26 protein-coding genes are annotated in these 21,959 nt (G+C 72.5%); 11 read left to right on the plus strand and 15 right to left on the minus strand.

All coding sequences use genetic code 11. The features are described from left to right. Window positions 1-87 precede the first annotated feature (87 nt). The gene (locus tag NI26_RS11290) at window positions 88-519 is read left to right on the plus strand and encodes a GNAT family N-acetyltransferase (RefSeq protein ID WP_066655335.1); all 432 of its coding nucleotides are present in this window, start codon (window positions 88-90) and stop codon (window positions 517-519) included. Between the two features lie 79 nt (window positions 520-598). Here the strand turns inward: NI26_RS11290 and NI26_RS11295 are convergent, their stop codons facing one another. From NI26_RS11295 to NI26_RS11305, 3 genes are read right to left on the minus strand one after another with little or no spacing between them, the layout of a single operon-like run. Next, complete coding sequence (locus NI26_RS11295; RefSeq protein ID WP_066655337.1) at window positions 599-1,126, minus strand: Lrp/AsnC family transcriptional regulator; 528 nt, start codon at window positions 1,124-1,126, stop codon at window positions 599-601. A gap of 31 nt (window positions 1,127-1,157) precedes the next feature. Beyond that, the gene (locus NI26_RS11300) at window positions 1,158-1,673 is read right to left on the minus strand and encodes a hypothetical protein (RefSeq protein ID WP_066655339.1); all 516 of its coding nucleotides are present in this window, start codon (window positions 1,671-1,673) and stop codon (window positions 1,158-1,160) included. Window positions 1,674-1,703: 30 nt separating this feature from the next. Continuing rightward, on the minus strand, window positions 1,704-2,093 hold the full coding sequence (locus NI26_RS11305; protein ID WP_066655342.1) for a DUF5997 family protein: 390 nt from the start codon (window positions 2,091-2,093) through the stop codon (window positions 1,704-1,706). 33 nt (window positions 2,094-2,126) lie between these two features. On the opposite strand from NI26_RS11305, the gene NI26_RS11310 reads away from it, so the two are divergent. Further along, window positions 2,127-2,909: a LysR family transcriptional regulator substrate-binding protein gene (locus NI26_RS11310; protein WP_066655344.1), complete on the plus strand. Its 783-nt coding sequence runs from the start codon at window positions 2,127-2,129 to the stop codon at window positions 2,907-2,909. Next, the gene (locus NI26_RS11315; RefSeq protein ID WP_066655347.1) at window positions 2,906-3,376 is read left to right on the plus strand and encodes a GNAT family N-acetyltransferase; all 471 of its coding nucleotides are present in this window, start codon (window positions 2,906-2,908) and stop codon (window positions 3,374-3,376) included. The genes NI26_RS11310 and NI26_RS11315 overlap by 4 nt, the downstream gene beginning before the upstream one ends. A 10-nt stretch (window positions 3,377-3,386) precedes the next feature. Here NI26_RS11315 and NI26_RS11320 read toward each other — a convergent pair whose 3' ends face one another. The 4 genes from NI26_RS11320 to NI26_RS11335 form a co-directional block, all read right to left on the minus strand. Next, window positions 3,387-3,983, minus strand: a complete 597-nt coding sequence (locus NI26_RS11320) for a DNA-3-methyladenine glycosylase I (protein ID WP_066658490.1) — start codon at window positions 3,981-3,983, stop codon at window positions 3,387-3,389. A gap of 55 nt (window positions 3,984-4,038) precedes the next feature. Next, on the minus strand, window positions 4,039-4,446 hold the full coding sequence (locus NI26_RS11325; protein WP_245172227.1) for a VOC family protein: 408 nt from the start codon (window positions 4,444-4,446) through the stop codon (window positions 4,039-4,041). Window positions 4,447-4,671: 225 nt separating this feature from the next. Then, complete coding sequence (locus NI26_RS11330) at window positions 4,672-4,998, minus strand: hypothetical protein (RefSeq protein WP_194074877.1); 327 nt, start codon at window positions 4,996-4,998, stop codon at window positions 4,672-4,674. 24 nt (window positions 4,999-5,022) lie between these two features. Beyond that, window positions 5,023-6,693, minus strand: a complete 1,671-nt coding sequence (locus NI26_RS11335) for a sodium:solute symporter family protein (protein WP_066655354.1) — start codon at window positions 6,691-6,693, stop codon at window positions 5,023-5,025. A gap of 136 nt (window positions 6,694-6,829) precedes the next feature. On the opposite strand from NI26_RS11335, the gene aroQ reads away from it, so the two are divergent. Next, the gene (gene aroQ / locus NI26_RS11340; protein ID WP_066655356.1) at window positions 6,830-7,309 is read left to right on the plus strand and encodes a type II 3-dehydroquinate dehydratase; all 480 of its coding nucleotides are present in this window, start codon (window positions 6,830-6,832) and stop codon (window positions 7,307-7,309) included. 251 nt (window positions 7,310-7,560) lie between these two features. Here aroQ and NI26_RS11345 read toward each other — a convergent pair whose 3' ends face one another. Next, a complete protein-coding gene (locus NI26_RS11345) occupies window positions 7,561-8,157 on the minus strand; it encodes an NAD(P)H-dependent oxidoreductase (protein ID WP_066658492.1) in 597 nt (198 codons plus the stop codon). An 87-nt stretch (window positions 8,158-8,244) separates the two neighbouring features. On the opposite strand from NI26_RS11345, the gene NI26_RS11350 reads away from it, so the two are divergent. Next, entirely contained in the window at window positions 8,245-8,706 is a 462-nt protein-coding gene (locus NI26_RS11350) for an MSMEG_6728 family protein (RefSeq protein ID WP_066655360.1), read from the plus strand. A gap of 285 nt (window positions 8,707-8,991) precedes the next feature. Here NI26_RS11350 and NI26_RS11355 read toward each other — a convergent pair whose 3' ends face one another. The 6 genes from NI26_RS11355 to NI26_RS11380 form a co-directional block, all read right to left on the minus strand. Next, the gene (locus tag NI26_RS11355) at window positions 8,992-9,258 is read right to left on the minus strand and encodes a hypothetical protein (RefSeq protein ID WP_066655361.1); all 267 of its coding nucleotides are present in this window, start codon (window positions 9,256-9,258) and stop codon (window positions 8,992-8,994) included. 79 nt (window positions 9,259-9,337) lie between these two features. Next, the gene (locus NI26_RS11360; RefSeq protein ID WP_066655362.1) at window positions 9,338-10,522 is read right to left on the minus strand and encodes a cysteine desulfurase family protein; all 1,185 of its coding nucleotides are present in this window, start codon (window positions 10,520-10,522) and stop codon (window positions 9,338-9,340) included. A gap of 4 nt (window positions 10,523-10,526) precedes the next feature. Continuing rightward, a complete protein-coding gene (gene nadC, locus NI26_RS11365; protein ID WP_066655364.1) occupies window positions 10,527-11,414 on the minus strand; it encodes a carboxylating nicotinate-nucleotide diphosphorylase in 888 nt (295 codons plus the stop codon). Next, window positions 11,411-13,168: an L-aspartate oxidase gene (locus NI26_RS11370; RefSeq protein ID WP_081984972.1), complete on the minus strand. Its 1,758-nt coding sequence runs from the start codon at window positions 13,166-13,168 to the stop codon at window positions 11,411-11,413. The genes nadC and NI26_RS11370 overlap by 4 nt, the downstream gene beginning before the upstream one ends. A gap of 32 nt (window positions 13,169-13,200) precedes the next feature. Continuing rightward, window positions 13,201-14,472 (minus strand): quinolinate synthase NadA, encoded by a 1,272-nt coding sequence (gene nadA / locus NI26_RS11375; RefSeq protein WP_066655365.1) that lies wholly within the window; start codon window positions 14,470-14,472, stop codon window positions 13,201-13,203. Window positions 14,473-14,480: 8 nt separating this feature from the next. Continuing rightward, entirely contained in the window at window positions 14,481-15,200 is a 720-nt protein-coding gene (locus tag NI26_RS11380; RefSeq protein WP_066655366.1) for an NUDIX hydrolase, read from the minus strand. Window positions 15,201-15,302: 102 nt separating this feature from the next. On the opposite strand from NI26_RS11380, the gene NI26_RS11385 reads away from it, so the two are divergent. The 3 genes from NI26_RS11385 to NI26_RS11395 all read left to right on the plus strand — a co-directional run bounded on the left by NI26_RS11385 (window position 15,303) and on the right by NI26_RS11395 (window position 18,530). Further along, window positions 15,303-15,584, plus strand: coding sequence for an acylphosphatase (locus NI26_RS11385; RefSeq protein ID WP_066655367.1), 282 nt, complete (start codon window positions 15,303-15,305; stop codon window positions 15,582-15,584). Between the two features lie 142 nt (window positions 15,585-15,726). Further along, complete coding sequence (locus tag NI26_RS11390) at window positions 15,727-17,211, plus strand: MDR family MFS transporter (protein ID WP_066655368.1); 1,485 nt, start codon at window positions 15,727-15,729, stop codon at window positions 17,209-17,211. Window positions 17,212-17,282: 71 nt separating this feature from the next. Further along, entirely contained in the window at window positions 17,283-18,530 is a 1,248-nt protein-coding gene (locus NI26_RS11395) for a D-arabinono-1,4-lactone oxidase (protein ID WP_066655369.1), read from the plus strand. A 27-nt stretch (window positions 18,531-18,557) separates the two neighbouring features. Here the strand turns inward: NI26_RS11395 and NI26_RS11400 are convergent, their stop codons facing one another. Further along, window positions 18,558-19,049, minus strand: a complete 492-nt coding sequence (locus NI26_RS11400) for a 2'-5' RNA ligase family protein (protein WP_066655370.1) — start codon at window positions 19,047-19,049, stop codon at window positions 18,558-18,560. Between the two features lie 237 nt (window positions 19,050-19,286). Here NI26_RS11400 and NI26_RS11405 point away from each other — a divergent pair, with 237 nt between their 5' ends. From NI26_RS11405 to NI26_RS11415, 3 genes are read left to right on the plus strand one after another with little or no spacing between them, the layout of a single operon-like run. After that, window positions 19,287-20,237, plus strand: coding sequence for a MetQ/NlpA family ABC transporter substrate-binding protein (locus NI26_RS11405; protein WP_066655371.1), 951 nt, complete (start codon window positions 19,287-19,289; stop codon window positions 20,235-20,237). Continuing rightward, the gene (locus tag NI26_RS11410) at window positions 20,237-21,277 is read left to right on the plus strand and encodes a methionine ABC transporter ATP-binding protein (protein ID WP_066655372.1); all 1,041 of its coding nucleotides are present in this window, start codon (window positions 20,237-20,239) and stop codon (window positions 21,275-21,277) included. The genes NI26_RS11405 and NI26_RS11410 overlap by 1 nt, the downstream gene beginning before the upstream one ends. After that, window positions 21,274-21,948 (plus strand): methionine ABC transporter permease, encoded by a 675-nt coding sequence (locus NI26_RS11415; RefSeq protein ID WP_066655373.1) that lies wholly within the window; start codon window positions 21,274-21,276, stop codon window positions 21,946-21,948. The genes NI26_RS11410 and NI26_RS11415 overlap by 4 nt, the downstream gene beginning before the upstream one ends. The last annotated feature ends 11 nt before the right edge of the window (window positions 21,949-21,959 follow it).

A 21,959-nucleotide genomic window follows, 5' to 3' on the forward strand; every position in this document is an offset into this window, starting at 1 on the left:
CGCACGTAGAGTGGTTGACCGGCACTGTACGCCGATCGATCCCGGACCGGAACCGGTCACGGAAGAAATTCTCAGGAAAGGCCGCACGTGGTCTCGATCTTCTCCGCCCCGACGCGCAACCTCGACATCGTGACGCTGCACGAGATCCTGCGGCTCCGACAGGACGTGTTCGTCGTCGAGCAGGAGTGCGCCTACCCGGACATCGACGGCCGTGACCTCGAGCCGGGCACGGTGCAGTTCTGGGCAGGGCAGGGCTCGGTGGACGCCACGCTCCGGCTGCTCCGCGAGGACGACGGCACCGAGCGCATCGGCCGCGTCGCCACCGCCCGGCACGCGCGGTCGCAGGGGCTCGGGGCGCAGCTCATGGAGGCGGCGATCGCCGAGTCCCGCTCGTCGTCGATCGCGATCAACGCGCAGGCGCACCTCGAGCAGTGGTACGGCCGGTTCGGCTTCGTGCGGTCCGGCAACGACTTCCTCGAGGACGCCATCCCGCACGTCCCGATGACGCGCACCCGCTGAGCGCACTGTCGTCCGCGTCCCGGGTCGGTGCGACGTCGGCCCGGGTCAGGCTCGCCGGCGCCGCAGCTCGTCGCCCGGGTCAGGCGCGCCAGCGGCGGAGCTCGTCGAACGACCGCCCCTGGTGCGCGCGGTCCGCGACGAGCCGCTCGAACACGATGTTCGTCTGCGTCGTCGCGACGGCGGGGTCCCCGCTCAGCTCGTCGGCGACGAAGTCCCGCAGCTGCTCCGTCGACGTGCAGGCGATGTGCACGAGGAAGTCCTTGTCGCCGGCGAGGAACGCCACGTCCTGCACGACGGGCACCCGGAGCAGGCGCTTCGCGAAGTCGCGCAGTTCGTGCCGGGCCGCGGCGTGCACCCGGACGGACACCATCGCCTCGATCGCGAACCCGAGCTTCGCGACGTCGACGTCGGCCCGGTAGCCGCGGATCACCCCGGCGTCCTCGAGCGCGCGCACCCGCGTCAGGCACGTGGACGGCGCGACCCCGACCGCGGCGGCCAGCCGGTTGTTCGGCATCCGGGCGTCGCCGGCGAGGGTCCAGAGGATGCGCTCGTCGACCTCGTCGAGGCGCGGTGCGGGATCGGGGCGACGGACGGTTCGGTCGGACACGCCCCGACGTTACCGCTGGTCGACCCCAGCGCTACATCGCCAGCGTCATCCCGACCACGGCGACCGTCATCGCGAAGACCTCACCGCTGCGGACGGCTCGACGGTCCTCGCGCGCCCACTCGTACCGGAGCAGCCACCCGCTGAACGCGCAGTAGCCGATCACACCGGCTCCGAGGACCGCGGAGAGCGCGATCCCGTGTCCGGCGTGCCCGTCGGACAGCCCGGTCGCGTGCCCCATCAGGAGCATGCCGGCCATCACGACCGACGACAGTGCCCGGTGCACGTCCATCGGCTCCGCCCGACGCCCGTCCGGCCGACGGCGCCGCAGCACGGGCAGCGGCGCGAGGAGCAGCAGCGTCGCCGCGGCCAGCAGCGTCCACGAGGCGCCCGCCTGCACGACGGGGAGCACCATCGCCACGAGCATCACCGCGGCGGGGACGATCACACCCGGTCGGGGCCGGTAGCGGTCCCCCACGATGCAGCAGACCGATGCGAACTGCGGCACGACGAGCATCGCGTCGGCGACGGTCTCGTGCACGGCGGTCACGGCGAGCGGCGTCCGGGTCGGTCCGGTCGGTCAGTCCTGGGCGCGCGCAGCGGCCTTGTCGGCACGCTCCTGCTTCACGCGGGCGTTCTCGGCGTGCACCTCGGCCTGCGTCGCACGCTCACGCACGAGCCACTCGGGCATCTCCTGCAGGAGGGCCTTGACCTCGGCGGTGGTCAGGGGCTCCTCGACCCCGGCACGCACCAGGCCGGAGATCGACACGCCGAGCTTCTGCGCGACGACCGGACGCGGGTGCGGCCCTTCGCGACGGAGTTCCTCGAGCCACGCCGGCGGCTGCGTGCGGAGCTCGTCGAAGGCGGTCCGGGTGACCGGCTCCGCGCGGAACGACTCCGGGGCTGCCGCCAGCAGGATGCCGAGCTTCTTCGCAGCCGTCTCGGGCTTCATCGTCTGTTCCTGCGCCATGCGTACCAGGGTACGGCCCCTACACTCGGTTGCATGACCGCGGCCCTCACCATCGCCTTCGTCCCGGGGGTCTCCCCCGCGAAGTGGGTCCGGGTCTGGCGGGAACGCTTCCCGGACGCCGAGCTCGGCCTGCTGCCGGTCGGACCGACCGAGGTCGACGACGCGCTCACCGGCGAGGCCGACATGGCCTTCGCCCGGATGCCCGTCGGCGCCCACCTCAACGCCATCCCGCTCTGGACCGAGACGGCCGTCGTCGCGATGCCGAAGGACGCGTCCCTCGCCTCCTCCGACGTGGTGACCGAGGCCGACCTGGCCGACGTGCACGTCGTCGACGCCGGGCCCGTGCCGGAGGACGTGTCCGCCGCCCTCGACCTGGTCGAGGCGAACGTCGGGGTCGTCGTGCTCCCCCAGTCCCTCTTCCGCGCGGCCAGCCGCAAGGACCTGGTGGCGAAGCCCCTCGACGGCGCAGCGGGCACCCGGATCGCCCTCGTCTGGCGCGACGCGGACGCCTCCGACACCACCGAGGAGTTCATCGGTGTCGTGCGCGGTCGCACCGCCAACAGCTCGCGGAACGCCGCCGACCGACCGGGAGGCACGACGAACGCCGACGACGCCGGCTCGCGCGGAACGCGGGACGGCTCCGGAGCCGGTCGCGGCAGCACCGCCCGCGCCGGTGGCGGCAAGGCCACCGCGAAGCAGGCCGCCGGCGGCAAGGCGGGCGGCAAGGGCGCGCGCAAGCCGCGCGGGACCGGACGACCGGGCACCCAGCGGCTCGGGAACGGCAAGCCGAAACGCGGGTCCAAGGGCAACCGGTGACGGACACGCGGCTCGTCCCGATGCCGGCCACGCGCCTCCCGGCCTGGCTGGACCGCACGATGGCGGAGTACGTCGGATCGCGCATGCGGGCCGGTGAGACCCGCGAGCAGGCCGAGGCGAACAAGCAGCGGTCGCTCGACCAGTGGTTCCCGGACGGGGCACCCCTGCCCGACCACTTCGTCTGGGACCTGGTCGACGACGCCGACGCCGTCGTGGGGTACCTCTGGATCGGACCGTTCTCGTCGGGCAGCACCGAGTGGTGGGTGTTCGACGTCGAGGTCGACGAGCCGTTCCGTCGCCGCGGTCACGCCCGACGGGCGCTCGAGGCCGGGCAGCGGGTCGCCCGTGAGCACGGCGCCACGAGCATCGGGCTCAACGTGTTCGGGTACAACACGGGCGCGCAGGACCTGTACGCCGCGCTCGGCTACCGCGTCACCGCGACGCAGATGCAGCTCCCGCTCGACTGATCGCGGCCTGTCAGGCCCAGACGCCGGACGTGCCGCGTCGGTGACTGCCGACCAGGTGGGTGTCGACGATGCCGAGTGCCTCCATCAGGGCGTGCATCGTCGTGGGCCCGACGAACGCGAACCCGCGCTTCCGCAGGGCCGTCGACAGCGCCACGGACGCCTCGCTCGTCGTCGGGACCTCGGCGATCGTCCGCGGCGCCGGTGTCGCGTCCGGCCGGAAGGACCACACGAGGTCGGCGAGCCCACCGTCGGCGCGCAGGGCGATCGTCGCGTTCGCGTTCGTGATCGTCGCGCGGATCTTCGCCCGGTTCCGGACGATGCCGGCGTCCGCCATCAGGCGCTCGACGTCGTCGTCCCCGAAGACCGCGACCACGTCCGGGTCGAAGTCCGCGAAGGCCGCGCGGAACGCGGGGCGCTTGGCCAGGATCGTGCGCCAGGACAGCCCGGACTGGAACGCCTCGAGCGACAACCGCTCGAACACCCCGCGCTCGTCGCGGACCGGCATGCCCCACTCGGTGTCGTAGTACTCGCGGAGCATCGGGTCGGTCGCGGCCCAGACCGGGCGCGCGAGGCCGTCCTCTCCGGTCACCAGGCCGTCGGGGATCATCGTCGGGTCGTCGCTCACGCGTCCATCCTGGCCGACCGCACCGACGACCCCGGGGTCACCGATCGGTGCCGTCGCCCGTCATCGCGGCCTGGTCCATCCAGACGTACTCCCACCGGTGGCCGTCCGGGTCGGTGAAGCTGCGCTGGTACATGAAGCCGAGGTCGGTCTCCGGGCGGTCCTCGTTCCCGCCGCTCATGACGGCGGCGTCGACGATGCGGTGCACCTCGTCCTTCGAAGCTGCGCTCAGCGAGTTGATCACCTCGACCGTCCCGGGGGCGGCGATCGTCCCGTCGGTGAACTCCTGGAACTTCGCATGCGTGAGGAGCATCACGTACACGGTGCTGCTCACGACGATGCACGCGGCGGTCTCGTCGGTGAACTCCGGGTTCACCGTGTAGCCGAGCGCCTCGTAGAAGCCGACTGCCCGGTCCAGGTCGGTGACCGGCAGGTTGATGAACACCATCTGCTCCACGGTGGTTCCCTTCGTCGAGCACCAACCTGGCCCAGCCGCCCGTCGAGCGCAACCGTCCCGTCCCGGGGCCGACCGCGTCCCGGCCGCCCGTTCCTTCCCAGAACGCCCGAGATGGAATGTGAGAACGGGCGTACCTGGTCGGATGATCCGACCCGGTACGCCCGTTCTCACCAGGTACGCCCGTTCTCGCCGAGCGGGCGCAGCGGCGCAGCGGGGTCAGACCCGCTCGCGCCCCTCGCCTGCGGCGCGCTGGTCGGCCTCGGCCTCGGCCTGCCCGACGATGTCCTCGGCAGGCACCGGGTTCAGCCGGTCCCACAGGAAGAAGAGCAGCCCGCCGACGAGCAGCGACAGCCCGACCCACAGGTTGATGTGGATGCCGCCGGTCTTCTCGGGGTCGGTGTCCCAGTGGACGATGCCGACGATGGTGGTGATCACGCCGTAGAGCACGAACAGGCCGCCGAGGATGCGGCGCAGGTCGAGTCGGCGGGTGGAGCGGACGAGCGCCGCCTGCTCCTCGGTGAGCTTCGTGGTGTCCTCACGCATGGGAGTACTCCTTCGGGTCCGGGCCTAGAGGAACGGCAGGTAGAGGGCGACGCACAGCACGAGCGCGACGGTGCCGAGCAGCGCGGGCGAGCGGTACCAGGCGGTGTCCGTCGCGACGGCTCCGGCGGTCATGTCGATCTTGCCGACGCCGTACACCAGGCCGCCGAGCTCCGACACGTCCTTCGGCTTCGTGGCGAGCGAGACGAGCACGCCGACGACGAGCACCGTGACGAACGAGATGATCGCGCCGTACATCGTCTCGGCGGTCGCCGTCGAGAACAGCGACGGGTTCACGAGGTACGCGATCCAGGTGATCGTCGGCGTCACGATGCCGAGCACGTAGCCCCAGAGCGCGCCCTGGGTGGTCATCCGCTTCCACAGGAGTCCGAGGATGAAGACGCCGAAGAGCGGTGCGTTGAAGAACGAGAACAGCGTCTGCATGTAGGTCATGATGTTGCCGGCCTGCGCGGCGAGGAACGCCGTGCCGATGCCGACGACCACGCCGACGACCGTGACCCAGCGACCGGTCTTCAGGTAGTGCAGGTCGGGCATGTTCGGCTTGATGTACCGCTGCCAGATGTCGTACGTGAAGACGGTGTTGAACGAGGAGACGTTCGCCGCCATGCCCGCCATGAACGAGGCGAGCAGACCCGTCACCGCGATGCCGAGCACGCCGGTCGGCAGGTACATCTGGATGAGCTTCGGGATCGCGTCGTTGTAGGTCAGCTCCCCCGAGGCGAACTGGTTGCCCACGACGGCCGCGGCGATGAGCCCCGGCACGACGACGATGAACGGGATGAAGAGCTTCGGGATCGCCGCGATGAGCGGGGTCCGGCGGGCTGCCGACATGTTCTTCGCCGAGAACGCGCGCTGCACCTCGGTGAAGTTCGTCGTCCAGTAGCCGAAGGAGAGCACGAAGCCGAGGCCGAGCACGATGGCGAGCCAGTTCGCCCCGATCGGGTTCGTGACGTCGCCGATGCCGGTGCCCGTCCAGGCCTGCAGGTGCTGCACGCCCTGGGTCTGCTTGATGGCCTCGGTGAGACCGCCCCACCCGCCGACACGGTGCAGGCCGACGATCGTCAGCGGCACGAGGCCCGCGATGATCACGAAGAACTGCATGACCTCGTTGTAGATCGCGCTGCTCAGGCCACCGAGGGTGATGTAGGCGAGCACGAACGCGGCGGACACCAGGATCGCGAGCCACTCCGGCCAGCCGAGCATCGCCTCGATGACGATCGCCATGGCGTAGAGGTTGATGCCGGCGATGAGCACGTTCGACACCGCGAACGCGATCGAGTTCACCAGGTGCGGCGCCTTGCCGAAGCGGCGGAGCATGAACTCCGGCACCGACCGGACCTTGGACCCGTAGTAGAAGGGCATCATCACGAGCCCGAGGAACACCATCGCGGGCACGGCACCGATGAGGTAGTAGTGCAGCGTCGCCATGCCGATCTGCGCGCCGTTCGCGGCCATGCCGAGGATCTCGGTCGCGCCGAGGTTCGCGGACACGAACGCCAGGCCCGTGATCCAGGCCGGCATCGAGCGGCCGGACAGGAAGAAGTCCATGCTCGTCCGCACCTGCTTGCGGGCGGTGAACCCGATGCCGATGACCACCGCGAAGTACACGATGATCATCAAGTAGTCGACCCAGCCCAGTTCGAGCCGGATCCCGTTGGTCGCCGCAGCGAGAACCATGCGATCTCCACATCAGTGTGTTGCAGTCGGCAACTGCGCCGACCCGAGCGGGAACGTTACACCGCGATGTGACCGTTCACATAGCTCGCGCATCCGTCGCCGTCGCTGCAGCCCCGCCGCTCGGTAGGCTCTCCCCATGAGCGAGCCGGTCACCGACACCACGACACGCCCCCGGCGGATCCTCGTCCTGAACGGGCCGAACCTCGACATCCTCGGGCGTCGCGACCCGGCACAGTACGGCACCGTGACGCTCGCCGAGCTCGAGGCGATCGTGCACACCGAGGCGGCGGTCCACGAGCTCGAGGCGGACTTCCGGCAGACCAACCGCGAGGGCGAGCTCGTCGAGTGGCTGCACGAGGCGCTCGACGACTTCGTCGCGGTGGTCATCAACCCCGCCGCCTACGCGCACACCTCGATCGCGCTGCACGACGCGGTCGAGGCGCTGAGCGTCCCGGTCGTCGAGGTGCACCTCTCGAACACGTGGAAGCGCGAGCCGTTCCGGCACGTCGACCACGTCGCGACCGCGGCGACCGCGGTCATCGCCGGCGCGGGCGCCGACGGCTACCGCCTGGCGGTCGCCCACGTCGCGTCGCTGGTGGCCGACCCGACCGACTGACGGCCTGGAGGCGCGGCACCTGCCCGCCACGCGCCTCCCGTCCGCCCCGCGTCCAGACGTGCCGTCCGTCCCGTCCCGTCCGCCCCGTCCCGTCCCGTCCCGGTGAGGTTCCGAACGGGCGATGTACGTCACGGTCGCGATCGACCGTGACGTACATCGCCCCCTCGGCGGACGACGCGCGGCGTGTCGTGCCCGCTCGGCGGCGCGACCGGCGGCGCGTCGTGCGACCGCGAGCGGCGGGCGGGCGGCGACTAGAAGTCGGCGGGACGGCGGACGTCGTCGGCGCCGACGGCGGCGAAGCCTCCGCGGACGATCGGCAGCGCGCGCCGGACCGCCTGGTCGATGCGCAGCTCGAGGTCGACGCTGGCGATGTCGTACCCGCCCTCGCGCTTGGTGAAGTCGCGCTCGTTCCCGAACACGCCGAGCGGCAGGGTCGTCGACTGGAAGAAGCCGAACAGCGGGCGCATCTGGTGCTCGACGAGCAGTGCGTGCCGGTCACTGCCGCCCGTGGCGGTCAGGAGCACCGGGGTGTCGACGAGGTCGTACTGCCCCACCCAGTCGAAGAAGAGCTTGAAGGCACCGGAGTAGGCGGCCCGGAACGCCGGGCTGCCGACGACGAGCACGTCCGCTGCCTCGACGGTCTCGAGCGCGCGCCGGGTGCGGTCCGACATCGCCTCGCGGGAGGGCGCGGCACCGAGGTCCGCGAGCAGGGGTCCGATCTCGACCTGTGCGGTCCGGGCGTCCGGCAGGTCCTTCGCCATGCGCGCCACGGTCGCCCCGACCAGGGTCGAGGTGCGCGAGGGGTCCGATGGGCTGCCGCTGACGCCGACGACGAGTGCTCCGTCCATGCGGTCGATGCTCACACGTCGTCCGACGGCCCGTCCGGGTGTGACGACTTGTGTCGCCCACCAGCACGCACGGGTACCGTCCGGGTGATGCAGACGTTCCTGCCGTACGCCGACTTCCGCGCCTCGGCCGAGGTCCTCGACGACAAGCGACTCGGCAAGCAGCGCGTCGAGACCCTGCAGGTGATGCGGGCGTTGACCCTGCCGGACTACGGCTGGCAGCACCACCCCGTCGTCGCCATGTGGCGCGGGTACCGCCCGGCGCTGATGGCCTACCAGGACGCGACGTGCCGGGTGTGGCTCGAGCGCGGGCATGCCGACACCTGCCTGGAGAAGACCCTGGCCGACCTCGGGCTGGTCCCCGAGGACCTGGTCGCGTACGAGCGCGGCGACTTCGCGGTGCCCGCGTGGAACGCCGACCCGGCGGTGCACGCGTCGCACCGGTCGAAGCTCGTGCAGAAGGCGCCGGAGCACTACCGACCGTTGTTCCCCGACGTGCCCGACGACCTGGACTACGTCTGGCCGGGCGTCCCCGCGCCGGCGGCACGCTGACACGCTCACCCCCGGGCACGACGACCGGGCGGCCGCCGCTCGACGGCGGGACGGCAGCTGCGCGGCCGTTCGACGCCACCGCGACCCGTCGTGGACTGACAGGGGGTGCGGCGCCGGTCAGGGTCCGGCGCCGCGTCCACGACGGGCGCGGCGGCCGCTCGAGCACGACGACAGGGGATGTCGTGTCCGGCGCCGGACGCGGTCAGGGGTGCTGCGTCCGGTCATGAGCACCGCGGGCCCCGGGGTGACGGGACCGCGCGGTGCTGGCCTCGGGTGGTGGGTTCCTCAGAGGTGTTCGGTGTCTCCTCGGTACCGGTCCGTCTCGCTGGGGGCGGGCATGGCCCGACGGAGTGCCGCGGTGCCGACCGTCGGGAGCAGGGCACTCACGACGGTGGCGAGTGCCCCCACGGTCGCGATGGCGCCGAGCGGGGCGGTGCCGAGGTCGTGCTGCGCGGCGAGTGCGATGGCGACCACGGTCGCGGGTGCCGGCAGGAGCTGGACCGCACGGAAGGGGACCTCCTGTCGGTCCCGGGTGGTGATCGCGTTCGCCATGGCTCCATCGTGACGGACGATCGCTGTCCGCAGAAGGGGGGACATCACCCCCAACTATGGAGTAGAACGTCTAGTACACTCAGCTCAGGCGCCGAACCGCGGCGACCGACTCGGCGACCGCCCGCACCACGACGGCCACGTCCTCATCCGTGAGCCCGTCGTCGAACGTCAGTCGCAGGGCCGTGCGCGCGGTGTCCTCCGACAGTCCGAGGGCGGTGAGGACGTGTGAGGCCTCGGTGCTCCCCGCGGCACAGGCGCTCCCGGAGGAGGTCACGACGTCGCGCTCCTCGAGTTCGAGCAGCACGGTCTCGCCGTTGACCGCCGGCGGACCACCCGGCACCGCCGGGAAGCAGAACGACGCGTGCCCCGGGAGCCGACCCGCCCCGCCCAGCGCCGACCCGACCGGCGCCGCCCCGGTCAGCACGGCACCGGGCACCGACGCCAGCACGCCCTCGACCACGGCGTCCCGGGTCACGGTCGCACGGGCGGCAGCGGCGCCCCGGGCCCCCTCGACGAGCGACACCGCGGTGGCGAGGGCGACCGCTCCGGCGACGTCCTCGGTCCCCGACCGTCTCCCCCGCTCCTGTCCCCCGCCGTGCAGCAGCGGCTCGAGCGGTACCCCACCCCGGACCGCGAGTGCGCCGGTGCCCTTCGGGGCGCCGAGCTTGTGCCCGGAGAACGACAGCGCGTCGACGCCGAGCCGGTCGAGCCCGAGGGGCAGCCACGGAGCGCTCTGCACGGCGTCGGTGTGGAACCGGGCCCCGACGCGGTGCGCGACCGCCGCGAGGGCCGGGAGGTCCTGCACGGTGCCGACCTCGTTGTCGGCGTGTGCCACCGAGACGAGCGTGGTGTCCGGACGGACGACCCGCGCGAGCGCCTCGGGCGTCACGGTCCCGTCGCGTTCGACCGGCACGAGCGTGACGGTGAACCCGTGGTGGCGCTCCAGGTACCGGCAGCTCTCGAGCACCGCCTCGTGCTCGATCGCGCTCGTGACGACGTGCCGGCCGCGGGGTGCCGCGAGCGCGATGCCCTTGACCGCGGTGTTCGCACCCTCGGTGCCGCCGGTGGTGAGGACGACCTCGCCCGGACGGCACCCGAGGAACCGGGCGATCGTCGCCCGGGCGTCGGCGAGTCCCCGGGCGGCCGCCTCGCCCACCCCGTGCGTGGACGACGGGTTGCCGAAGACGCCGGTGAGGTACGGCCACATCGCCTCGAGCACCTCGCGGCGGACCGGGGTGGTCGCGGCGCGGTCGAGGTAGAACACCGGGTCAGCCGCCGGTCACGTCGACGTCGAGCCCGAGGTCGAGCGCCCGCGCCGAGTGGGTGAGTGCGCCGACGGAGACGACGTCGACCCCGGTGCGCGCGATGGCGCCCACCGTGTCGAGCGAGACCCCGCCGGAGGCCTCGACGAGCGCACGGCCCGCGACCAGCCGCACGCCCTCGACGAGCTGCTCCGGCGTGAAGTTGTCGAGCATGATCGTGTCGACACCGGCCGCGACCACGGGTTCGACCTGGTCGAGCCGGTCGACCTCGACCTCCAGGTGGACCGTGTGCCCGAGCCGACCACGGGCTCCGCGGACGGCGTCGCCGATCGCGGTGCCGCCGGCGAGCAGCACGGCCAGGTGGTTGTCCTTGGCGAGGACGGCGTCGGACAGCGAGTTCCGGTGGTTGTGGCCACCGCCGCAGCGCACGGCGTACCGCTCGACGGCCCGGAGGCCCGGAGTGGTCTTGCGGGTGTCGACGACCCGTGCGCCCGTCCCCGAGACGGCCGCGACGTACCGCGCGGTGACGGTCGCGATGCCGGACATCCGCTGCACCAGGTTGAGCCCGACCCGCTCGGCGCGCAGGACCGAGCGCGCAGGGCCGTGCACCGTGGCGAGGACCTGTCCGGCGTCGAAGAGCTCGCCGTCGGCCAGGTGCAGCTCCGTGCGCACCGTGGGGTCGACGGCGTGCATCACGGCGGCGAACACCGCGCCGCCGGACAGCACGCCGGGTTCGCGGGCGGCCATGGTCGCGGTCGCGCGGGCGTCGACGGGGATGAGCGTCTCGCTCGTGACGTCACCCCACGGAGCGTCCTCCTCGAGCGCCGTCTCGATCACGCGACGCAGGGCGTGCGGCGGGATCGTCCCGGGGTCGACTGCGGTGGTGGTGGTCATGCGGGGACTCCCTGCTGGACGGGCGCGGTGCTGCTGGACTTCGCGGTGCTGCTGGACTGCGCTGTGCTGCTGGACTGGACGGAGGCCGGGGCGCTGCCGCGCCGGACGGCGCGGACCCACCCGGTCGACACCGGCGCGGAGGGATCGGTCTCCGGGTGATCGGTGCGCGCGTGCGCCCCGCGCGACTCGGTCCGGGAAGCCGCCGCGAGTGCGGTGACCCGCGCCAGGTCGAGCAGGGCGCGGTCCTCGTGGTCCCGCACGGTGCGCGCCACCGGCGACCGGAGCGCAGCGAGCGCGCGACGTGCGGCGGCGAGTCCGTCCGCGTCCCGGAGCAGGCCGACCCGCTCCGTCATCTCGGTCTGGACCGCCTGCCGGAGGTCGGTGGCACGGTCCGGGTGGGCGGCGCCTCCGGGCCGTCCGCTGCGGTCCGTCCCGTGCGGCGTCGATCCCGGCACCCCTCCGTCCGGCCGGGAGGCACGGTGCGGCTCCGCCTCCGTGCCCACCTGGTCGTCGGGGACGGTGCGCACGGGCAGGGCCGCGTCGCCGCGCAGGCGCAGCTGCGCGGGTCGTGGGGCACCGATCGCGTCGGCGGTCCGCACGCCGAAGACGAGCCCCTCGAGCAGGGAGTTCGACGCGAGTCGGTTCGCGCCGTGGACGCCGGTGCAGGCGGCCTCGCCGACGGCGAGCAGTCCGGGGAGGCTGGTGCGCCCCTCGCTGTCGGTGGCGATCCCGCCCATCGCGTAGTGCGCCGCCGGGGCGACCGGCACGCCCTCCCGCGTCCAGTCGAAGCCGGCCGCGCGGGTCGCGCGGGTGAGGCCGGGGAAGCGTGCGACGAGCCGGTCCGCGCCGAGCCCCGTGGCGTCGAGGAGCACGGGGGCGCCGCCCTGGTCGCGGACGGCGGCCGCGATGCCGCGGGCGACCACGTCGCGCGGCGCCAGCTCGGCGTCCGGGTGCACGGCGCTCATGAAGCGTCGTCCGGCGGCGTCGCGCAGGACGGCACCCTCGCCGCGGACCGCCTCGGAGACGAGCCCACCGTCGGGTACGGCCAGCCGGGTCGGGTGGAACTGGACGAACTCCAGGTCGGCGAGGACGGCCCCCGCCCGCCAGGCCGCTGCGACGCCGTCGCCGGTCGCGACCAGCGGGTTGGTCGTCTCGCGGTACAGGTGGCCGGCGCCCCCGGAGGCGAGCACGACCGTGTCCGCCTCGATGCGTCGGGGCTCGCCGAGCAGGTCGAGCACGTCCACACCGACCACCGCTCCGTCCCGGACGACCAGGTCGGTGAGGCAGGTGCGCTCCAGGACCGTGACGTGCTGCCGGTGCAGGGCGGCGACGAGCGTGCGCTCGACCGCTGCGCCCGTGGCGTCGCCGTCGGCGTGCAGGACGCGCCAGCGACCGTGCGCGGCCTCGCGCCCGCGCGCCAGGTCGTCGCCGTGGCGGTCGAGGGACGCGGGGTCCGACGTCCGGTCGAACGGGACGCCCAGCGCGAGCAGGTCCCGCACCCGGGCGGGCCCGTCGGCGCAGAGCAGCGCGACGGCGCGCGCATCGGCCCCACCGACGGCCGCGACGTGGGTGTCGTGCTCGTGCAGCGCGACGGTGTCGTCGGCGCCGAGCGCGACGGCGATCCCGCCCTGGGCAGCGGCGGTGGCGCCGTCGGCGAGCCCGCCCTTCGTCACCAGGGTGACGTCGTGGCGGGCGCTGGCGCGGATCGCGGCGGTGAGCCCGGCGATGCCGGACCCGACGATGACGACGTGCACGGTGCGGTCCCCGGTGTCCTCGCGCGGGGCCGTCAGCCGCGGGGCTTCGCGGCGAGCATGCGCTCGAGCGCGACCCGGGCGTCGGCCTGCACGTCGGCGGGCACCGTGATCTCGTTGAGGACCTCGCCGCGGACGAGTGCCTCGAGCACCCAGGCGAGGTAGCCCGGGTGGATCCGGTACATCGTCGAGCAGGGGCAGACGACGGGGTCGAGGCAGGTGATCCGGTGCTGCGGGTACTCGGCCGCGAGCCGGTTCACCATGTTGATCTCGGTCCCGATCGCGAACGAGGTCGGTTCGGTGGCGGCGGCGACGGTCCGGCGGATGAGGTCGGTGCTGCCCGCAGCGTCCGCAGCGTCCACGACGGCCATCGGACACTCGGGGTGCACGATGACCTGCACACCGGGGTCCTCCCGGCGGGCCTGGTCGATCTGCTCGACCGTGAACCGGCGGTGCACCGAGCAGAACCCGTGCCAGAGGACCACCTGCGCGTCGAGCAGGGTCTGTGCGTCGTTGCCGCCGAGCGCCTTCCGCGGGTTCCACATGGGCATGCGGTCGGTGCTGATCCCCATGGCCTTCGCGGTGTTCCGACCGAGGTGCTGGTCGGGGAAGAACAGCACGCGCTGCCCCCGCTCGAACGCCCACTCGAGCACGGTCGCCGCGTTCGACGACGTGCAGACGATCCCACCGTTCCGGCCGCAGAACGCCTTGAGGTCGGCGGCGGAGTTCATGTACGTGACGGGGATCACCGGCACGCGGCCGTCGGCGTCGGGCTCGGTGCCGTACACGGCGGCGAGCTCGGCCCAGGCCGCCTCGACGCTGTCGATGTCGGCCATGTCCGCCATCGAGCACCCGGCGGCGAGGTTCGGCAGGACCACACGCTGGTCGTCACGGGCGAGGATGTCCGCCGTCTCCGCCATGAAGTGGACGCCGCAGAACACGATGGCCTCGGCGTCGGGCCGGGTCAGGGCGGCGTTCGCGAGCTGGAACGAGTCGCCGAGGAAGTCCGCGTGCCGGACGACCTCGTCGCGCTGGTAGAAGTGGCCGAGCACGACGACCCGGTCCCCCAGCGTCGCCTTCGCCCGCTCGATGCGCTCGTGGAGTTCCGCGTCGCTCGCGGTCCGGTACTCGTCGGGGAGCTGCCCCTGCCGCGGTGCGGAGGTCGGGATGACGTCGGACATCGACGAGCCGGGGCCGTAGCCCGGGCGGCTGTCGAAGTCCCAGGTCGGCGCGGCGAGGTCGGGGGTGCAGGTGCTGCCGTCGGCCTTGCCGTTGGAGATGAGCTCGATCGTGGTGGCGATGGACACTGTGGTTCCTATCGGTTCTGCGGGTGGTGCTGCCGGGGGTGGGCGGGCTGCAGCGGGCCGTTGTCCGCGTAGGCCAGGTCGGGGTTCGAGCGGTACAGCCGAGCCGGGCGGTGCCGGTCACCGCTCGTGGTCTCGTCCGTCGCGATGACGGCGTCGGACTGCGCGACCTGTCGACGGAAGTTCGCGGGGTCGAGCGTCCGCCCGAGCACGGCCTCGTACACCCCGCGCAGCTCGGCGAGGGTGAACCGGTCCCCGAGGAACGCCTGCGCGATCCGCGAGTACGACACCTTGTTGCGGAGCCGCCAGAGGGCGTAGGCGACGATGTGGTCGTGGTCGAACGCGAGTGCGGGGTGCTCGTCGGCCAGGAACCAGCGGACGTTCCAGTCGTCGGGGACGGACTCGGCCTCGTCGGGGTGGACGAGCGCCCAGTAGACGATCGACACCACGCGGCTCGGCGAACGGTCGACGTCGCCGAACGCGTACAGCTGCTCGAGGTACCGCGGCTGCACGTTCGTCGTCTCGCGCAGGCGCGCCGCGGCGGAGTCCTCGAGCCCCTCGTCCGGGCCGACCCAGCCACCGGGCAGCGCCCACGACCCCTCGAACGGATCGGCGACACGGCGCACGAGCGGCATCCACAGCGCCGGGGCACCGGTGTCGGGGTGCGGGCGCAGGGCGACGATCACGGTGGAGACCGCGACGCGGATGCTGGTGGGATGTGTTTGTGTCATGATGACTCGAAGTGTTCGGGTTGTGATGACACTATCAGTCGGTTCACGGAACCGGAACAGCGCCGTAACGTGCAGGGTCCCCGACGTGCCTACATTGGCGCCATGACGACGGTGACGAGGGTGCACGCCGTGGTGTCCGGCTCGGTGCAGGGGGTCGGCTTCCGGTACTGGACCGCACGCAAGGCAGACGGGCTCGAACTCGACGGGTACGCCAGGAACCTGTTCGACGGGACCGTCGAGGTCGAGGCCGAGGGGCCGTCCGAGGCGGTCGAGGCGCTCATGGCGTTCCTCCGCACCGGTCCGCCGACCGCCACGGTCACCGACGTCGCCCGACGCAGCGTGGTCCCGCACGGCGACGGCGACGGGTTCGCGATCCTGCGCTGACCGCGCTCGGGGTGGACCTGTTCACGAGGACGACACACGGAAGCGGAATACTCGGATCCGTTCAGGCGGTTGCCCTGTCTGCGCGGTCCGCGCGCCCTCGTCCTCTCCGCCGTACTCCCCCGTCACTCCCCAGGAGCCCCGCATGACCCAGGCAGTCGATTCCGCCCCGCGCACCGGGAGCGTCTCGCAGCCCTCCGCCGGCGAGACCAGACTCGTGATCGGGCTGTTGCTCGTCTCCGCGTTCGTCGTCATCCTCAACGAGACGATCATGGGTGTCGCGCTCCCCCGGCTCATGGAGGACCTCGACATCTCGGCGGCCACCGGGCAGTGGCTCACCACGGGCTTCCTGCTCACCATGGCGGTGGTGATCCCGATCACCGGGTTCCTGCTCCAGCGCTTCAGCACGCGCCAGGTCTTCATCGCGGCGATGGCGCTGTTCAGCCTCGGTACGCTCGTCGCCCTCGCGGCACCCGGCTTCCCCGTGCTGCTCGTCGGCCGCATCGTGCAGGCCAGCGGCACCGCGATCATGATGCCGCTGCTCATGACGACCGTCCTCAACCTGGTCGAGCCCGCGCACCGCGGCCGCATCATGGGCAACATCTCGATCGTCATCTCGGTGGCGCCCGCCGTCGGCCCGACCATCTCGGGCCTGATCCTCAACGCGTTCTCGTGGCGCTGGCTCTTCGGGTTCGTGCTGCCGATCGCCGTCGCCGCGCTCGTGCTCGGCGTGCTCAAGGTCCGCAACGTGACCACGCCCCGCCGCGCGCCGCTCGACGTCCTGTCGGTCGTGGTCTCCGCCGTGGCGTTCGGCGGGATCGTCTTCGGGCTGTCCAGCTTCGGCGAGGCCGGGTCGACCGGGCCGCTCGTCCCCGTCCTCGCCCTGGTCGTCGGCTTCGCGGCACTGGCGTTCTTCGTCGTCCGGCAGACCCGCCTGCAGCGCACCGACAGCGCCCTGCTCGATCTCCGGACCTTCCGCACGAAGGGCTTCACGGTCCCGATCGTCGCGATGGGCATCAGCTTCATGGCGATGTTCGGCACGCTGATCCTGCTGCCGATCTACCTCGAGCGCGTCCTCGGGCTCGAGGTGCTGACCGTCGGGCTCCTGCTCCTGCCCGGCGGCCTGATCATGGGGCTGCTCTCGCCCCTCGTCGGCCGCATCTACGACCGCCGCGGCCCCCGCGTGCTCCTCGTGCCCGGGTCGATCATCATCAGTGCCGTGCTCTGGGCGCTCTCCACGGTCGGGGTCGACACCAGCGTGTGGTTCGTCCTCGGCGCCCACGTCGTGCTGAGCATCGGCCTCGCGCTCACCTTCACCCCGCTCTTCACCGCCGCGCTCGGTGGCCTGCCGCCGAAGCTGTACTCGCACGGCAGCGCGGTGCTCGGGACGACGCAGCAGCTCGCAGGTGCCGCGGGGACAGCGCTCTTCGTCACGCTCCTGACGATCGGTGCGGCCTCGGCGGGGGCCGACGCGGACGCCGCCGGGGTCGCCGCCGCGACCGCCTCGGGCGTGCAGACCGCGTTCCTGGTGGGCGGCGTCATCTCCCTCGTCGGCATCCTCACCTCGGCGTTCGTCCGCCGCCCGGCGACGCCCGAGGGCGCACCCGCCGGCGCCCCCGCGATGCACTGACCCGGAACACCACCGGACCGGGCCGGCGGTCCCCGGTGCCACGTCGACGACGGCGTGGCATCGTGGGCGGCATGCGGTCGACGGCGCGCGAGGTCAACTGGTCCGGTACGGTCACCTACTCGGCCGAACGGGTCGAACGGCCGCGCACCCTGGAGGAGGCCGCCGAGGTCGTCGCCCGGTCGCAGCGGGTGCACGGGCTCGGCACCCGCCACTCGTTCAACGACGTGGCAGACGCCCACGGGGTGCTGCTCGACCTGACGGGGCTCCCCACGGACCTCGTCGTCGACGCCGCCGCCGGCACGGCCTCGATGGGTGCCGGTACCCGCTACGGGGTGGTGGCGCCGGAACTCGACGCCGCGGGGGTCGCCCTGCACAACACCGGCTCGCTGCCGCACATCTCGATCGGCGGCGCGATCGCCACCGGGACGCACGGGTCGGGCACGACGCTCGGGTCGCTGAGCACCGCCGTCCGGTCGTTCGAGCTCCTCGGACCGGACGGTGCCGTGCGGACGGTCCGTCGCGGCGAGGACGACTTCGACGGGGCCGTGCTGCACCTCGGGCTGCTCGGCATCGTGACGCGCGTCGAGGTGGACGTCGAACCGTCCTACCGGATGCGCCAGGACGCGTACGGGCCCGTCCCGTGGGACCGGTTCGTCGCGCACGTGGCCGACGTGCACGCCGCGGCCTACTCGGTGTGCTCCTACACGGTGTTCGGGGACGAGGTCGGCGAGGTGCTGCTGAAGTCCCGCGTGCCGGACGGCGCCGACGACGTCGACGTCCTGGAGGCCCTGCTCGGCGCACCGCGGCTGCCGGGACGCCCGGCCGACGGTCACGTCACCGCTCGCGACGGCACCGTGGGCCCGTGGTGGGACCGGCTGCCGCACTTCCCGATCGACGCGGTGCCGAGCGTCGGGTCCGAGGTGCAGAGCGAGCACTTCGTCCCGCTGCGGCACGCTGCCGCCGCACTGGAGGCCCTCCGCGGGCTCGCCGACCGGATCCAGCCACACCTGCACGTCTGCGAGCTCCGCACGATGGCCGCCGACCCGTCCTGGCTCAGCCCGACGCAGGGCGAGGACGTCCTCTGCATCGCGTTCACCTGGCGGAAGCACCCCGAGGCGGTCGCGGCGCTGCTGCCGGACCTCGAAGCACGGCTCGCGCCGTTCGACGGCCGGCCGCACTGGGGCAAGACGAGCTCGCTCGACGCCGACGCGGTCGAGGCCCTCTGGCCGCGCCTGCCGGACTTCCGCAGGCTGGTGGCGGCGGCCGATCCGGAGCGGCGGTTCGCGTCCGTGTTCGGTGAGCGGGTGCTGCGGACCTGAGCCGCGCCTCCCGACCGGGGCCACCCCTCACGCGACGGGGGTGACCGTCTTCGTCTCGCCGTCCCAGTGGCGGACCCCGCCGACGGTCAGGGTCTCCGGCAGCGGGGTCGCCCGGAGCGCCGCGACCGCGGCGGGCAGGTCCTCGTCGCGCACCCGACGGGCGAAGGTGACGTGCGGCGACCAGCCGCCGGGCAGCGAGGTCTCCACGGCGCCGGGTGCCCGCCGGTGCACCGCCGCGTGGAAGGCCGCGAGGACCGGGTCCACGACGACGGCACGGACGAGCACGGACCGCCCGGCGCCGGCGGGGAACAGCAGGAGGCCACCGAGCCGGAGCGTCGTCGGCACCGCGGCGTCGAACCCCTCCGGGACCGGCAGCGCGTCGCCGGCCGCGAGGGTGACGTGCGGGTCGTTCGTCCCCGACCGGCCGAGGCTCGGCAGGTCGGCTGCCGTCAGGGCGTCCCACGCGGCGCGCACGGCGGCGTCGGAGTCGGGGTCGAGGACGAGTTCGAGGCTGCGCACGCTCCGAGTCAACCAAGCCCCGCAGCGCCCGGTGCTCGCCGTGCGGCACCTGTGGAGAACGGCACGGATGTAACACGGCGGAACGGATCGTGCGTGTCGCGCCGCGGGCAGCCACACTCGGAACCTGGCCGCGGCATCCCGCGGCTCCCCACGCACCGCCCGTGCACGCCGCCGTCCGGGCTCGCCCCGCCCGGCCCCGCCCCACCCGTCCGGGCACGTCCCCCACGAGGAGCACCCATGTCCGCAGCACCCGTCCTGCCCCAGAAGCCGAAGGGCAGGCGCCCCGTCGGCTGGATCATCGCCGCCGCGGTCGTCGTGGTCGCGATCGTCGCCGCCGTCGTCGTGGCGGCCGTCCGCTCCGGCGGGTCCGAGGGCGCTGCCTCCGGTGACGGCGCCGGGAAGACCGTGACGATCGGCGTCGCCGACAAGTCGCTCGGCTACTGGAGCACGTACACGAAGCTCGCGAAGGACGAGCTCGGCGTGACGGTGGAGCTCACCAACTTCTCGGACTACTCGCTGCCGAACCCCGCGCTCAAGGACGGCCAGCTGGACATCAACCAGTTCCAGCACATCCAGTACCTGGCGGACTACAACGTCACCTCGGACGACGACCTGCAGCCGATCGGCTCCACCGCCGTGTACCCGCTGCCGCTGTACGCCACGCAGTACTCGAAGCCGAGCGAGCTGCCCGAGGGTGCGAAGGTCGCGATCCCGAACGACTCGATCAACCAGGCGCGCGCGCTCCTCATCCTGCAGTCCGCGAAGCTCCTCGAGCTCAAGGACGGCGGCTCGGCCTTCTCGACCACGACCGACATCGAGTCGTCGAAGGTCGACGTCCAGCCCCTCGACGCCTCGCAGACCGCGAACGCGCTCCAGCAGGGCTCCGTCGCCGCCGCGGTCGTGAACAACAACTTCGCCACCGCCGCGAAGCTCCCGACCAGCGACATCGTCTTCCAGGACGACCCGGCCAGTGCGAGCGCCGCCCCGTACGTGAACGTCTTCGCGGTGCGCGACGCCGACAAGGACAACAAGACCTACCTCGACCTGGCGAAGCTGTTCCAGGACCCGGCGGTGCAGAAGGCCTTCGCCAAGGACCTGCCCGAGGCCGTCGCCCGCGACGAGAGCGCCACGAAGCTCCAGGCCGAGCTCGCGACGGTCGAGCAGGACGCGAAGGCGGCCAAGCAGTAGTGCCCGCCCTCGTCGAACTCCGCGGCGTCTCGAAGCACTACCGCCGCGCCGACACCGGCGAGACCGTGGTGGCCGTCGAGGACGTCTCCCTGGACGTGCACCAGGGAGAGGTCCTCGGCGTCATCGGGTACTCCGGTGCCGGCAAGTCCACCCTCGTCCGCCTCGTGAACGCCCTCGAGCTCCCCTCGTCCGGCACGGTCACCGTCGGCGGCAGGGAGCTCACCGCGATCCCGGAGAAGGAACGCCGCCTGGCCCGCCGGAAGATCGGCATGATCTTCCAGCAGTTCAACCTGTTCCGCTCGCGGACCATCGCCGGCAACGTCGCGTACCCGCTCAAGGTCGCGGGTGTCGCGAAGGCCGAGCGGGACCGCCGTGTGGCCGAACTCCTCGACTTCGTCGGGCTGCTCGAGCGCGCGCACGCGTACCCCGAGCAGCTGTCCGGCGGGCAGAAGCAGCGCGTCGGCATCGCCCGCGCGCTCGCCTCGAACCCCGAGCTGCTCCTCGCCGACGAGGCCACGAGCGCCCTCGACCCGGACACCACCTCCGAGGTGCTCGCGCTCCTCCGTCGCGTGAACCGCGAGCTCGGTGTCACCATCGTCGTCATCACGCACGAGATGGACGCGGTCCGCCGGATCGCCGACCGGGTCGCCGTGATGGAGAACGGCCGCGTGGTCGAGGTCGGCGACGTCTACGACGTGTTCGCCTCGCCGCAGACCGGTGCGGCGCAGCGCTTCGTGCGCACCGCCCTGCACGACCGCCCCTCGGCGGAGCAGCTGGCGCGGCTGCGGGAACACCACCGCGGCCGCCTGGTCACGGTGCAGATCACCGACGAGGTCGGCCTGCAGAACCGGATCGACGCGGCCTTCCGCACCGCCGGGGTGTCGGCCGAGCTCGTGTTCGGCGGCGTCGGCGAGATCCGCGAACGCCGCATCGGGTCGCTGACCTACGAGTTGACCGCGGACGACCCCGCCGCCATCGACCGCGCGATCGGGGCACTGCGCGACGGACACGTCACCGTCGACGAGGAGGTCGCAGCATGAACGGCAACGGCTTCCAGAGCGTGATCGACACGTCCGACGTGTTCCTCGCCGCGATCCGCGACACCCTCGTGATGACGCTGGTCTCCCTCGTCTTCGCGGGCGTGATCGGCCTCGCGCTCGGACTGGTCCTCTACGCCACCCGTCCGGGCAACCTGCTCGGCAACCGGGCGGTGTACACGGTCGTCAACGTGCTCGTGAACATCGTGCGCCCGATCCCGTTCGTGATCTTCCTGGCCGCGATCGCACCGCTGTCGCGCGTCGCCGTGCAGACCACGATCGGCGTCCCCGCGGTGACGTTCGCGATCTCGCTCGCGGCGTCCTTCGCGGTGTCCCGGATCGTCGAGCAGAACCTGCTCGCCGTCGACCCGGGCGTGGTCGAGGCCGCACGGGCATCCGGCGCGCACCCCGTGTCGATCCTGCTGACGGTGCTCATCCCCGAGGGCGTCGGACCGCTCATCCTCGGCTACACGTTCATCTTCGTGGGCATCGTCGACATGACCGCGCAGGGAGCCCTGATCGGTGGCGGTGGCCTGGGCGAGTACGCGATCGTGTACGGCTCGCAGCGGTACGACTGGTGGATCGTCTACGTGTCCGTGGCGGCGATCGTGGTGATCGTCCAGCTCGGGCAGTTCATCGGCAACCGGCTCGCGCGGGCGACGCTGCGTCGCTGAGGTGCGAATCG

It is taken from the genome of Curtobacterium sp. MR_MD2014 (genome assembly GCF_000772085.1).
Taxonomy (GTDB): Bacteria; Actinomycetota; Actinomycetes; order Actinomycetales; family Microbacteriaceae; genus Curtobacterium.